The following is a 13678-nucleotide window of genomic DNA, read 5'->3' as shown; positions in this document are numbered from 1 at the left end:
ACACCCCTGTGGGGCGAAGCCCCTGAAAACATGGGGTTTTGCGGAGCGTCGGAGGTAGTGTCAAGGCGCTGAAACACTCCTGCAAAAACCCTTCCAATCAAGGCCAACACGGGCTTTGCCTGCACCGCTCGCCGCTGCCTGTTTCAACCCTGAGACAGAATACGCCGCAGCTTGTCATGGTACTCACCTTAAGCTTTTGATCTGAAAACGCTTCTCAAAAGCGGCACACCTTCTGCTGCCTGGTTCGCATCGCTGAACCGGGCCAGCGCTCATTGAAGGAGTTGCCGTCGTGAGGAAAACTGACAAACGCCTCTATCACCTGTTGCTGATGGGCTCTGTGCTGGGCTCGTTGAGCCTGACGGCCCAGGCCGACAACGGCATCATCGTGATAACCCGTGACGTGCAGACACGCAACGCCGTTGTCCCGCCGTTGCGACCCGACCCCAACCCCACCACCGTCAATACCAACCCTTCCGCCCACATCCTCAAGCAAACCAACGAACTGAGTGATGGCGACTTCGCCAACATCACCAGCGGTGCGGGTATCAGCACCTTGATTACCCAGCAGACCAACAACCTGGGCGGCAACCTAAACAACCAGACCCAACTGCCCAACCTGGCCGGTGGCCGAGGCACGGGCTCGGGCAATGGCATCTCGAACATGGTCAATTCGAGCGTGCAGCGCGGCCTGGCGCCGCTGCAGATCCTGACCGGAGGCAAGTGAGATGAAGCACACGCTGCTGATCCTGATCACGCTGTGCAGTACATCGACCTTCGCGCAATCCCCGGTTCCCGTGATCAACAATGCCGAAATCGACAGCTCGGGCAGCCGTTACCTGGGCAACCTGTCGGTCAACCAGGCGGCTGGCGACCAACAGCAACAGGCCAACGCACGCGCCTTCGCCGTTGGGCCCGAGGCCAGTGCCACCACGCAGATCCGCCAGCGCCTGAACACCCCTGCAGACCCCGCAATGAACGCACGCTCGACCATACAGGGCGACGCCTTCAGCAACGGTAGCGGCGCCCTCGGGATCAACCAGAGCGCCGGCGCCAACACCCAGCAAGCGAACGCACTGAGCATCAGTATCGGTGCCCAGCCGCAAAGCATCGACGACAGCGTCCTCATGCAGCAGAACGTGGCGCTGCTCAACAACTCCGGTCCGATTGACACTTCAACTGGCCATCGCCAGGTCACCACCAGTGACCAGGCCTTCACCGGTAGCCGTGGAGTGATTCAGTTGAACCAGAGTGCCGGGGTGGGAAACCGCATGGCCAACACCCTGAGCATCCGGGTCGCGGATTGACCCTACCAGTCAAGAACGACACTTAACCTAAACGTACGGAGAATCACCATGAAACCCTCGATGGCAATCAAGCCTCTGGTTTTCGCAATTGCTGCGGTCATGGCTGTTGCTGTACAAGCTGATCAGAACGACCGGCGTGGCGGGCACCACAATGGTCACCACAACAACGGGCAGCACACGCCTCCTCCCACCAGGATCCCTGTGTATGCCACTGCCAATGCCATTGACAGCCAGAGCAGTACGGGCAATACCATCACCAACCAAGGCACCATCAACGAAGCCGAGATGAGCAGCTCGGCTTCGGGTGCCAGCGGCAACGTAGGTGTCAACGTGGCGGCCGGTAACGGCAACCAACAGGACAACGCTGCGGCCATTGCCAACGCATCGTCCGAATCCAGCCTGGACAACAGCTTCGTGTTCGGCTCCGCCGAAGCCACCGCTGACGTTCGCCAGTTCAGCAACAACAACCGTGTCGACAACTGGTCCACCCAGAACTCGGCGGTCATGACTGGCTCGGCCGATGGTGCAGAGGGTAACGTCGGCGTCAACATCGCTGGCGGCGACCTGAACCAGCAGAAAAACACCATGGCCATCGCCAACACCGGTGCCCCGCTGGGCAATGCCACTGCCACCGCCTCTGCCGACCAGAACGGCCCAGGCCTGACGGTGAACAACGGCGCCGACCGCACCTACCGGGTAGATACGCTGACCATCACCACCACCAAGAGCGGCTCCAGCTCGCGTGAGGGCACGTTCAACTCGACCGACGACCGCAGCTCGTCCTCGAGCTTCAGCGTGGCCGGCTCGCAAAGCGCCAGCTCCAGTGGGTCCAGTGGCTGGAACTCCAGCGGTTCGAGCAGCATGAACGCCAGTGGTTCGCGCAGCTCCACTGCCAGCGGCTCCAATAGCTGGAATGCCAGTGGTTCCATGGCCAGCAACGCCAGTTCGTCCAGCAGTTCCAGCCTGAACGCCACCCTGGCCGCTGCTGCCGATGCGACCCGTACCGTGACCACCGATGACGGCCGTCGCGAGCGCACCCGCACCGATAGCTTCGATGCCTCGCTCAATGCCTCGCTCAATGTAGATGTCGACCGTTCGCGGGAAAGCTCGCACGACGCGTCGTTCGAGAAGGCGTTCGACTCGTCGTACGACAAGGCCCGCCAATCGAGCTACGAGAAGTCTCGCGACTCCTCGTATGAGAAGGCTCACGAGTCGTCCTATGCCAATGCATCGGAATCGGCGTTTGAAAAGTCTGGCGAGAAATCGTCTCAATCGTCGAACGACGTGTCGAAGAGCTACAGCGAAAGCAGTGCCTACGACTTGAGCAATACCGTGTCCTTCCAAGTGCTGACCCCGACCGGCTGGGCCAACCCTGTTACCAACACTGCAACCCTTAGCGGTTCGGTGAACGGTGGCAGCGGCAACCTGGGTGTGAACGTGGCGGCCGGTGTGGGCAACCAGCAGAGCAACTCGCTGGCCATCTCCAACACCTCGTTCTGATCGCTGTGCTTGAGGCCCCCTTCGGGGGGCCTTTCTTCAACAGAACCGGAAGGCATCCGATCATGCGCATCATTGCCCTGGCGTTTTTGCTGTGCCTGGCCAGCGTGAGCGAAGCGGCACAAATGCCGCTGTCCGTCCTGCCGGGTGGCGCCGTTGTGTTCAAGCCCATCCAGAGCGTACGCGAGCGCAAGTTCGCCGACCTGGTGCAACAGAAGACCGACTTCAGCTGCGGCGCCGCCGCGCTGGCCACCATCCTGCGCCAGGCCTACTGGCTGGACGTAGACGAGCAACAGATCATCGAAGGCATGCTGGCCCACGCCGACCAGGCCCTGGTGCGAACGCAAGGCTTCTCGATGCTCGACATGAAACGCTACGTGGAAAGCCTGGGGATGCGTGCCCGCGGCTACCGGGTGGCGCCCGAGACCCTGCACAGCGTGCGCATCCCGGTCGTGGTGCTGATGGATGTGCGCGGCTACAAGCACTTCGTGGTCATGCAGAAGGTCGACAAGGGCTGGGTGTATATCGGCGACCCGGTACTGGGCCACAAGCGCTACAAGGTCGACGACTTTCTCAAGGGCTGGAACGGCATCATCTTCGCCGTGATCGGCCAGGGCTACGACAAGAACAATGTGCTGCTTGACCCGCCCCTGCCCCTGACCGCCAAGGGCCGGGTGAGCAACTTCACTCCGGTACGCGATGCAGAACTGCTGGACTTCGGGTTCATCAAAAGCGACTTCTTCTAACGACGCTTGCAACGACAAGGAGCACGAGGCTCCGGGGAGCACCCCAATGAAGAATGCATTCTGGCTTGCAATCGCATGCCTGACCGTCAGCCTTCCTACCCAGGCCGAAACCTTCAAGCCCATCGAGCTGAAGGACCATGAGCTGGCGACCTTGCGTGGCCGCTACGTGATGCCGGGGCGGATCGTGAGTTTCGGTATTGTCATGTCCAGCACTTGGCAGAATGCCAAAGGGGACGTGATCGGTGCGACGAGCACGATGCAGATTCAGCAGTCGACCATCAAACCGCAATTCTACGTGTCGTTGATCGACGAAAGCGGCACTGGCACAGCGTCAGCTGGAGCCACGGCACCGGGCACCGGTACCGTTACAGGCGGTGCCGGCCTCAACACCACAGAGGGTGTTACCCAGGTGGTACGCGCAGCTGGCGACAACAATACCGCCTACAACAATGTCGCCATCAATGTTTCCAAGGCCGACCAGGCGCCCACCGTGCAGCCACAGGGCCAGGCACTGGCCAACGGCCAGACACTGACAGGCGCAAACGGCGCAGGGGCGCTGAGTGTGTCCGCCAGCGGCGTAGGGGTGCAGTTCAATATCAGTGCCAGTAACAACCAGGGCAGCAGCGTGCAGCGCCTGGCGCAGGGTGGCCTGATGCAGAACTCGACGCTGCTGGGCAATGGCAACCGGGTCAATAACGTCACCACGCTCAATGTGGTGATGCGCGAAAGCGTGCCGACAGCCGCGTCGCTGAACGGTAGCCTCGATCAGCTCAAAGGTCTTCGCACATTTGGATACTGATCTACGCTCAGTCTCATCAAAAGTAGTCGGCAGGGACGGCAATTCCATGCACCGATCTTTATCGCTCAAAGCTTTTGTGTGTTTGACCACCTTGACCCCGGCCACATTGCTTTACGCCGCAGCCGACCCTCAGGTCGAGGCTCTCAAGCAGGAACTGATGGAACTGAAACAACGCTACGAAGCCCAGCAGCAAGCGCTGATGGTGCTGGAGCAGCGCGTGCGCCAGGTAGAAGAAACCCCGGCAGCCCCCCCACCCAAACGCCTGGTCAGGTCCCCGGCCGAAGGGGTCAAGGGCGCACAGACGGTGGCTTCGGGCGCACCGGGCACCACCGGCAGCTCCTATGGCCAGGCACTGACCGACGACGCGGAGCCTGCGCAAAGCGTGTCCAACCTGTACGACGAGGCCAGCGGCTTCTTCGGTGGCGGCAAGTTCAGCTTCGAGACCGGTGTCACCTATACCCACTACGATACCCGGGCGCTGGTGCTCAACGGCTTCCTGGCACTGGACTCGATCTTCCTCGGCAGTATCAACCTTGACCGGGTGAAGGCAGATAACTGGACCCTTGACATGACTGCCCGCTACAACCTCGCCCAGCGCTGGCAGTTCGATATCAACGTCCCGGTGGTGTACCGCGAATCTACCTACTCTTCCGGCGGTGCGGGCGGCGCCGGGGCGAGCACCTCGGACGAAACCGTAACCCGCGACCCGGAAATCGGCGACGTCAACGTCGGTGTCGCCTACAAGTTCCTCGACGAAGACGAGACCTGGCCTGACGCCGTCGCTACCTTGCGCATCAAGGCGCCGACCGGCAAAGACCCCTATGGCATCAAACTGCGCCAGGTAGAGGGCAACGACAACCTGTCGGTACCGGAAAGCCTGCCGACCGGCAACGGCGTCTGGTCGATCACGCCGGGCATCTCGCTGGTCAAGACCTTCGACCCCGCCGTGCTGTTCGGCAGCCTGTCCTACACCTACAACATGGAAGACTCGTTCAGCGACATCAGTCCACAGGTCAACAGCAAGGTGCCGGGCGATGTGAAGCTGGGCGACTCGTGGCAGATCGGCGGCGGTATCGCCTTTGCCCTGAACGAGAAGATGAGCATGTCGTTCTCGGTGTCCGACCAGTTCGCCCGCAAGAGCAAGATAAAACCGGATGGCGGCGACTGGCAGTCGATCTCCAACAGCGACTACAACGCGGCCAACTTCAACATCGGCATGACCTTCGCCGCCACCGACAACCTGACCATCGTTCCCAACCTGGCCATTGGTCTGACCGATGACGCACCGGACTTTTCCTTCAGCCTGAAATTCCCCTACTACTTCTGATACTTGCCAGCGGCCGGGCCCTCGCGAACGGGCCCGGCTTTTGGTTACCAGCCTTGTCCCGGACCGCCTTCCCTGCCACGGCCTGTTATCATCAAGCACAGTTGCATGACGATTTAATGGCAAAAGGGATGTTTTTGTGAAGAACCTGTCAGATTACCCACGTACCCGGCTTGTCGCCCTGGCGACCCTGGTACTGGTGATCCCACTGGGTACGCGCGCCATGCTGGGTTGGTCCAACCCACTCGGTTACCTGTCCGACCTCGCCCTCGGCAGCTTGCTGGTCTTGCTGCTGCACCGTCGGCCGTGGTGGCTGGCGTTCCCCGTATTGCTGGCCTGGGCGGCCCTCTGGGTGGCTTCGGCCGAACTGGTGAGCGCGGTGGGCCGGTTGCCCACCAGCGCCGACCTGACGTACCTGCTCGACCCGCAGTTCATGGAAAACTCGACCGGTGGCGGCCTGGCCCATGCCTGGCTGCCCTGGGCCATGGGCGCCGGCCTGCTGGCCTGGCTGGCCAGCGCCTGGCGCAGCCGTACCCAACCCAGCCAGCCGCTGCCACGCACGGCCTGGACCATTCCGCTGCTGCTTTTCGGCGCGCATTGGGGCAGCCAGCAACTGGTACCTTCCGACGCCGACCAATGGCGGCAATACAACCTTACCCACCAGCTGCTGTCGGCCGGGGCCGGCAACCTGCAGCGCCAGGTCGAAGGCTGGATGGGCCGTACACAAACCTTCACCCCTCTGACCAGCACCGGCCTGACCCAGTCCGACCTGCATGGCCAGCGCCTGCTCGCCGGGCCAGGCAACGCCCGCAACCTGCTGGTCATCACCGTTGAAGGCATCCCCGGGGCCTACCTGCGGCCCAACCGCCAGGCCCTGCACAGCCGCTTCGACGAAGAGCTGATGCCCAAGCTCAGCCAGTGGGCCGAGCGCGGCATGAACACCCCGGACTATGTGCTGCATACCCACCAGACCATCCGTGGCCTGTACGCAATGCTGTGCGGTGACTACGACAAGCTGGCCAACGGCACGCCCAAGGGCATGGAACTGCTGACCCAGAACGAACGCAACCAGGCCTGCCTGCCGGCGCAGTTGCGCCAGGCCGGCTTCACCACCCACTACCTGCAGGGCGCCGGCCTGCGCTTCATGGCCAAGGACCGCATCATGCCGCACATCGGCTTTGACGCGGTGCACGGCCAGGAGTGGTTTCGCAACAAGAACTACCTGGACTTCCCCTGGGGCAAGGATGACCGAGCCTTCTTCGAGGGTGCGCTGGATTACGTCGGCCGGCTGCAAAAGCAGGACAAGCCATGGATGCTGACCCTGCTCACCGTAGGCACCCACCAGCCCTACTCGGCACCGGCCGAGTACCTGGAGCGCTACGACACGCCGAAACAGGCGGCAGTCGCCTACCTGGACGACGCACTCGGTGCATTCCTCGACAACCTCGAACGCCAGGGCGTACTCAAGGACACCCTGGTGGTGGTGACTTCCGACGAATCCCACGGCATCGACGGTGTGCGCCTGGCCTCGTCCTGGGGCTTCAACCTCACCCTGGCGCCGGAGCAGGCGCAGTTGCCACGGATCAAGCGCGGTACCTATGGCCATATCGACCTGGCCACCTCCCTGCTCGACTACTTTGCCCTGCCCATCCCCATGGCGCTCGGCGGTCGTTCGCTGTACCGCGACTACGACAGCGGTCGCGAGATGATCTCCTACACCAACGGCATGCTGCGTTATCACGACGGCCAGGGTGTGTTCACCGAATGCGACTTCCAGCAGCGCTGCCGGCGTTACGCCAGCGAGGGCTTCATCGCCGACCAGGCACGTTACCTTGGCCCCGGCGACAGCCTGCTCGGCCAGCAGCTCGGTGCCCTCGCCGGGGTGCTCGACCAGTCCCTGCTGCAGACACCACTCAACCTGCGTTACCAGTTCGGTGGCCCATCGCCGATCCGGCTGCGCAAGCGCATCAAAGATGACTGGGCCGACAACCTGATCGGCGCCCAGTACCTGGAAATGCCAGAGGGTTCGCATACCCGCGTACGGGTCAAGGTACGTTCGCTGGACCCCAAGCGAGCAGCCTATATCCAGCTCAAGGCCAAGCAGCTGGAGCAGGACGTACCGCTGGGCTTGCCTGACGAAGTGAAAGTCACCGCCGACGAGCCGCTGGAGATGGAGTTCAGCTTCGACAACCCGACCGCGCGCAAGGCGTTTTCCTTCCATTTGCTGGGCTATGGCGGTGGCCAGGTGGAAGTCAGCGACTTCAGCGTGATCACCGCGCTGCCTGGGGAAGATGAAGCAGCGGATGAACTGACCGAAGGGCATATCGCCCATTCGGGCTGAACAGTACCACTCATCGCCCGGCCGCCGCGGCCTGTCGATTCGACCCGCCCGTGCTCGACTAGTGTGTGAATCCCCCAATGTGGAGACAGCACCATGAGCACGAGCGAAAGCAGGCACCCGGTGGTTTCCCGCAGCCAGTGGCTGGCGACCCGTCGGCAGCTGTGGCTGCACGAAAAGGCCTTCACCCACCACCGCGACGCGCTGTCCGCAGCCCGTCGCGCCCTGCCCTGGGTCAAGGTGGAGCACGACTATCGCTTCCAGGGGCCGGACGGCGAACTGAGCCTCGCCGACCTGTTCGCGGGCCGCAGCCAGTTGCTGGTTTACCACTTCATGTTCGCCGAGGGCTGGAGCGAAGGCTGCCACGGCTGCTCGTTCCTGGCCGACCACTTTGACGGCGCCAACCTGCACCTGGCGCATCACGACGTGTCGCTGGTGGCGGTGTCGCGGGCACCGTATGCCGAGTTCCAGGCCTTCCGCCGGCGCATGGGCTGGCAGTTCCCCTGGTATTCGTCACATGGCAGCGGGTTCAACGAGGACTTTGGCGTCAGCGTTGGCAGCGAGGGCCAGCGGCAGTACAACTATGAGCCATACGAGGGCGATGAAAGCGAGCTTCCCGGGCTGAGTGCGTTCTATCGCGAGCCGGATGGCAGCGTGTACCACACCTACTCGACCTATGCCCGCGGGCTGGACATCCTGGTCAACACCTACAACTTCCTCGACATTGCGCCACTGGGGCGCAACGAGGCCGGGACCATGGACTGGGTGCAGTACCATGATCGTTATGAAGGGCAGCCGGACAAGCCCAACTGCTGCCACAAATAACGTGAGGCAACACATATCCCTTGTGGGAGCGGGCATGCCCGCGAACACCGGCACAGCCGGTGCCAGGCACCGCGTCGCCTGTTTCGCGGGCGCGCCCGCTCCCACTGGGGCCGCGAAATGTCAGCCACGCACACCCAGCATCCCGCGCTCGACGATGAAGTCGATCACCGCCTGCAGCCCCTCGCCTTTCTTCAGGTTGCTGAAGGTCCATGGCCGCTGCGGGCGCATGCGCTGGGTATCGCGCTCCATCACTTCCAGCGAAGCCCCCACATAGGGCGCCAGGTCGGTCTTGTTTATCACCAGGAAGTCCGACTTGGTAATCCCCGGCCCACCCTTGCGCGGGATCTTCTCGCCTTCGGCCACGTCGATCACGTAGATGGTCAGGTCGGCAAGTTCCGGGCTGAAAGTGGCACTCAGGTTGTCACCGCCGCTTTCGACGAAGATCACCTCGAGGTTGCCAAACTTGCGCGCCAGGGCTTCGACCGCCGCCAGGTTCATCGAGGCGTCCTCACGTATCGCCGTGTGCGGGCAGCCGCCGGTTTCCACACCGACGATGCGCTCCGGCTCAAGGGCCCCGGCTTCGGTGAGGATGCGCTGGTCCTCCTTGGTGTAAATGTCGTTGGTGACCACTGCGATCTGGTAGTGATCGCGCATGGCCTTGCACAAGGCTTCGAGCAGCGCCGTCTTGCCGGAGCCGACCGGGCCGCCGACACCGACGCGCAGGGGTTGTTGATAGCTTTGCATGCAGGCAGTCCTCAGGAACGGAACAATCGGGTGTATTGGGTTTCGTGTCGCGATGAGGCAATGGCCAGCAACGGCAGGCCGCCGCCAAGCTGGTCATCGCCCAGGCCCAGTGCCTGGTCGAGGGCCGCGGGCAGCCCCGCCCCCAGGTCGCGCAGCAAGGTCTGGGCAGCCTGCTGGCCGAACGGCACCAGCTTGACCCCGGCCATTACCGCGCCCTCCAGCCAGGCAAAACCATGGCCCAGGGCCAACTGGCGCAGAGGGATCGCCCAATGCGCAGCCAGCCAGGCCATACCGCCCAGCTGGGTGAGTTCGAGGCTGGCCCGCCAGGCCGGCGCCTGGCCCAGTTGCCAGCCGTCCAGCAGCCGTGCCAGCGCCGCGCCGCGCTGCTGTTCTTCCAGGCGCAGCTCGGCGGTTTCGCGGTTGGCCAGCAGAAAGCGGCTCCAGTGGCCGAAGGCCTCGGCGTCCTCGGCCTGGCAGGCGTGGTACAGGCGCGCCAGCACCGGCCAGTCGAGGCAGGCCAGGGTGTCGTCGATCTGCTCGCGCTGCCAGGCAGCGAAACCATCCACGCCCCGTACCCAGCCCGCCTCGACCGCCCACTCCAGGCCTTGCGAGTAGGTGAAGCCACCCACCGGCAAGCCAGGGCTGGCCAGCTGCAGCAGGCGCAACAACGCCAGGTCACTGTCCATCAACCGGCCAGTACCAGCGCGGCGCCGGCCAGCAGGCCACCGCCAAAGGCCTTCTGCAGGCCGCTATGCCTGCGCAACAGGCAACCGACCGCAAAGCCGGCCGCCAGCAACAGGCCGCTGACCGTGACGAAGCCGGCGCTGAACTGCCAGAACGCGCTTGGCGTGGCTTCCACGCCATGGGCCCAGCCATGGAACAGGGCGAACACCGGCATGGCCATGGCTAGCAGCAGTTGGCGGCTGGGCAGTAGCACGGCACCGGCAGCCACCAGCAGCGACACGGCGATCAGGGTTTCCATGCCCAGTACATCGCCGAACAGGTGGCCGCACACCGCGCCGCCGAACATCGCCGCCAGGGTTGCCAGGGGTAGCGTCAGGCTGCGCCGGGTCAGCGCGGCGAGCACACCGGTGCCCAGCAGCATCAGCAGGTGGTCAAGACCGGTCAGCGGGTGCAGCAGGCCGTCCTGCAGCGGGTTGGCGTCGTGCCCGGGGTGGGCGAAGGCAGGCAGAGCCAGCATCAGCAGAAACAGGGCGAAAGTCTTTTTCATCGGTTGCTCCAGGCAGTTCAGGAATGGGCAGGCAGGCGCACGAACGGGTGATCGTGGCCGTGGGCATGGCTGTGGCTGTGCGGCGCGCTCTGGTAGGCGCCCGCTTCAGGCTCGAACGGCGCCTGTTCGGCCTCTACCGTCAGGCCCAGGCCGCGCAACATGTCGTCCAGCACGTGGTCGTGCTGGAAGCGCAACAGGCCGGGCTCGATCTGCAGCGGCACATGGCGGTTGCCCAGGTGATAGGCCGCGCGGGCCAGCAGGTGCGGGTCGGCGCAGCGCACCGTGGACACCGCCTCGGGCGCCGCCAGCACGCGGATCAGCTGGGTGCCCTCGGCATCGGCCAGCAGTTCGCCCCCGCGCAGCAGGTGGCCGCGCTCGAGCATCAGCCCGGCCTCGCGACCATCATCCAGGGTCACCCGCAGGCGGCTCTTGATGCGGCTGTCCACGTCCAGGGTGACGGTGCCGGTTTCGCCCAGCTGGCCGGGGTCGGTGATACGGCGGGTCAAGACAATCATCGGTGCTCCTTCAGAACAGGAAGTAACGCTGGGCCAGCGGCAGTTCGCGGGCCGGCTCGCAGACCAGCAGTTCGCCGTCGGCACGCACCTGGTAGGTCTGCGCATCGACCTCGATCAGCGGCTGCAAGGTGTTGTGGACCATGTCGGGCTTGCGCACCCGGCGGCAGCCGTGGGCCACGCCGATCAGGCTGCGCAGGTTCAGCTCCTCGGCCAGGCCACGGTCCATCGCCGCCTGGGGCAGGAAGGTCATGCGCGTGGCATGCCGCGCCGCGCCCAGGGCGCCGAACATCGGGCGGTAGTGCACCGGTTGCGGCGTGGGGATGGAACCGTTGATGTCGCCCATGGGCGCGGTGACGATCATCCCGCCCTTGATGACCAGGGCCGGCTTGACCGCAAAGAACGCCGGCGCCCACAGCACCAGGTCGGCCAGCTTGCCGACTTCCACCGAGCCCACTTCGTGGCCGATGCCGTGGGTCAGCGCCGGGTTGATGGTGTACTTGGCGATGTAGCGCTTGACCCGGAAGTTGTCGCTGTAGCTGGTGTCCGGCGCCAGTGGCCCACGGCGCAGCTTCATCTGGTGGGCCACCTGCCAGGTGCGCAGCACCACCTCGCCAACCCGGCCCATGGCCTGGGAGTCGGACGAGGTCATGGCAAAGGCGCCCATGTCGTGGAGGATGTCCTCGGCGGCGATGGTTTCGCGGCGGATGCGCGACTCGGCAAAGGCCACGTCTTCAGCGATGCTCGGGTCCAGGTGGTGGCAGACCATGAGCATGTCCAGGTGCTCGTCCACGGTGTTGACCGTGTACGGCAGGGTCGGGTTGGTCGAGGACGGCAACACGTTGGCCTGCCCCGCAGCGCGAATGATGTCCGGGGCGTGGCCGCCACCAGCGCCCTCGGTGTGGAAGGTGTGGATGGTACGGTCGCCGATGGCCGCCAGGGTATCTTCGATGCAGCCGGACTCATTGAGAGTGTCGGTGTGGATCGCCACCTGGATGTCCATTTCCTCGGCCACGCCCAGGCAGCAGTCGATGGCAGCTGGTGTCGAACCCCAGTCTTCGTGCAGCTTGAGGCCCACGGCGCCGGCCGCGATCTGCTCGCGCAGTGCTTCCGGCCGCGAGGCGTTGCCCTTGCCCAGCAAGCCGATGTTGATCGGCAGGCTGTCGGCGGCCTGGAGCATGCGCGCCAGGTACCAGGGGCCGGGCGTGCAGGTGGTGGCGTTGGTGCCGGTGGCCGGCCCGGTACCGCCGCCGATGAAGGTGGTGACACCGCTGTTCAGCGCCTCGTCCACCTGCTGGGGGCAGATGAAGTGGATGTGCGAGTCGACACCACCGGCGGTGACGATCTTGCCCTCGGCCGCGATCACCTCGGTGCCGGGGCCCACTGGCACGTTCACGCCCGGCTGCACATCGGGGTTGCCAGCCTTGCCGATCACCGCGATACGCCCGTGCTTGATGCCGATATCGGCCTTGACGATGCCCCAGTGGTCGATGATCAGAGCATTGGTCAGTACCAGGTCCATGGCTTCGGCGGCCAGCATCTGGCCTTGCCCCATGCCATCGCGGATGACCTTGCCGCCACCGAACTTCACCTCTTCGCCATAGATGGTGAAGTCGCGCTCCACCTCGACCCACAGCGCGGTGTCGGCCAGGCGCACGCGGTCGCCTACCGTGGGGCCGAACATGTCGGCATAGGCCTGGCGGGAAATGCGGCTCATGCCCTGCCCTCCAGCGCGCCCATCACCTTGCCCTGGAAGCCATGGACCTCGCGCTTGCCGGCGTAGGCCACCAGTTGCACGGTACGCGCCTGACCCGGCTCGAAACGCACGGCGGTACCGGCGGGAATGTCCAGGCGAAAGCCCAGGGTCGGTGCGCGCTCGAACACCAGCGCCTCGTTGACTTCATAGAAGTGGTAGTGCGAGCCGACCTGCACCGGCCGGTCGCCATGGTTGGCCACGCTGACGCTGACCGTCGCACGGCCGCTGTTCAGCTCGATGTCGCCGGCGGCGACCTGGATTTCACCTGGGATCATGCGGGGCTCCTGGGCAGTTTCAGACGATGGGGTCATGCACGGTCACCAGCTTGGTGCCATCCGGGAAGGTCGCTTCGACCTGCACGTCGTGGAGCATTTCGGCGATGCCAGGCATTACCTGCTCGCGGCTCAATACTTCGCGCCCCAGGCTCATCAGCTCGGCGACGGTGCGGCCATCACGGGCGCCTTCGAGCACGGCGGCACTGATCAGCGCCACCGCTTCCGGGTAGTTGAGCTTCAGGCCACGGGCCAGGCGCCGCTCCGCCAGCAACGCGGCGGTGAACAGCAGCAGTTTGTCTTTCTCTCTCGGGGTCAGCTCCATGGCGC

The 13678-nt window shown here is 64.3% G+C and carries 15 protein-coding genes; 8 read left to right on the top strand and 7 right to left on the bottom strand.

What is annotated here, in order from left to right:
* Positions 1-289 precede the first annotated feature (289 nt).
* The 8 genes from B2790_RS14725 (at position 290) to B2790_RS14690 (ending at position 8833) form a co-directional block, all read left to right on the top strand.
* Positions 290-724 carry a hypothetical protein gene (locus B2790_RS14725; RefSeq protein ID WP_286919081.1) on the top strand — a complete coding sequence of 145 codons (435 nt, stop codon included), beginning with the start codon at positions 290-292 and terminating at the stop codon, positions 722-724.
* Between the two features lies 1 nt (position 725).
* The gene (locus B2790_RS14720; protein WP_286919080.1) at positions 726-1304 is read left to right on the top strand and encodes an adhesin; all 579 of its coding nucleotides are present in this window, start codon (positions 726-728) and stop codon (positions 1302-1304) included.
* Between the two features lie 48 nt (positions 1305-1352).
* Complete coding sequence (locus B2790_RS14715; RefSeq protein ID WP_075045394.1) at positions 1353-2804, top strand: heme utilization protein; 1452 nt, start codon at positions 1353-1355, stop codon at positions 2802-2804.
* 62 nt (positions 2805-2866) lie between these two features.
* The gene (locus tag B2790_RS14710; RefSeq protein WP_286919079.1) at positions 2867-3547 is read left to right on the top strand and encodes a C39 family peptidase; all 681 of its coding nucleotides are present in this window, start codon (positions 2867-2869) and stop codon (positions 3545-3547) included.
* A 46-nt stretch (positions 3548-3593) separates the two neighbouring features.
* Entirely contained in the window at positions 3594-4346 is a 753-nt protein-coding gene (locus B2790_RS14705; protein WP_085591262.1) for a hypothetical protein, read from the top strand.
* 46 nt (positions 4347-4392) lie between these two features.
* Positions 4393-5673, top strand: a complete 1281-nt coding sequence (locus tag B2790_RS14700) for a hypothetical protein (RefSeq protein ID WP_286919078.1) — start codon at positions 4393-4395, stop codon at positions 5671-5673.
* A 136-nt stretch (positions 5674-5809) separates the two neighbouring features.
* A complete protein-coding gene (locus B2790_RS14695) occupies positions 5810-8011 on the top strand; it encodes an LTA synthase family protein (RefSeq protein ID WP_286919077.1) in 2202 nt (733 codons plus the stop codon).
* Between the two features lie 93 nt (positions 8012-8104).
* Positions 8105-8833, top strand: coding sequence for a DUF899 domain-containing protein (locus tag B2790_RS14690; protein WP_286919076.1), 729 nt, complete (start codon positions 8105-8107; stop codon positions 8831-8833).
* Between the two features lie 120 nt (positions 8834-8953).
* On the opposite strand, the gene ureG is transcribed toward B2790_RS14690, so the two are convergent.
* From ureG to B2790_RS14655, 7 genes are read right to left on the bottom strand one after another with little or no spacing between them, the layout of a single operon-like run.
* Positions 8954-9577 (bottom strand): urease accessory protein UreG, encoded by a 624-nt coding sequence (gene ureG / locus B2790_RS14685; RefSeq protein WP_010953755.1) that lies wholly within the window; start codon positions 9575-9577, stop codon positions 8954-8956.
* Between the two features lie 11 nt (positions 9578-9588).
* The gene (locus tag B2790_RS14680; protein ID WP_075045400.1) at positions 9589-10263 is read right to left on the bottom strand and encodes an urease accessory protein UreF; all 675 of its coding nucleotides are present in this window, start codon (positions 10261-10263) and stop codon (positions 9589-9591) included.
* Positions 10263-10808, bottom strand: coding sequence for a HupE/UreJ family protein (locus B2790_RS14675; protein ID WP_025339423.1), 546 nt, complete (start codon positions 10806-10808; stop codon positions 10263-10265). The genes B2790_RS14680 and B2790_RS14675 overlap by 1 nt, the downstream gene beginning before the upstream one ends.
* Positions 10809-10825: 17 nt before the next feature.
* On the bottom strand, positions 10826-11323 hold the full coding sequence (ureE, locus tag B2790_RS14670; protein WP_085663694.1) for an urease accessory protein UreE: 498 nt from the start codon (positions 11321-11323) through the stop codon (positions 10826-10828).
* 10 nt (positions 11324-11333) lie between these two features.
* The gene (ureC, locus tag B2790_RS14665; protein WP_025339425.1) at positions 11334-13037 is read right to left on the bottom strand and encodes an urease subunit alpha; all 1704 of its coding nucleotides are present in this window, start codon (positions 13035-13037) and stop codon (positions 11334-11336) included.
* Positions 13034-13351 carry an urease subunit beta gene (locus tag B2790_RS14660; protein WP_025339426.1) on the bottom strand — a complete coding sequence of 106 codons (318 nt, stop codon included), beginning with the start codon at positions 13349-13351 and terminating at the stop codon, positions 13034-13036. The genes ureC and B2790_RS14660 overlap by 4 nt, the downstream gene beginning before the upstream one ends.
* Positions 13352-13370: 19 nt before the next feature.
* Positions 13371-13673: an urease subunit gamma gene (locus tag B2790_RS14655; RefSeq protein ID WP_003256923.1), complete on the bottom strand. Its 303-nt coding sequence runs from the start codon at positions 13671-13673 to the stop codon at positions 13371-13373.
* Positions 13674-13678: the final 5 nt, after the last annotated feature.

This window comes from Pseudomonas sp. UBA6753 (assembly GCF_002453565.1).
Taxonomy (GTDB): Bacteria; Pseudomonadota; Gammaproteobacteria; order Pseudomonadales; family Pseudomonadaceae; genus Aquipseudomonas; species Aquipseudomonas putida_Z.
Note: the sequence above shows the minus strand (reverse complement) of the source record. Positions and strands in the feature narration are given on the sequence as shown.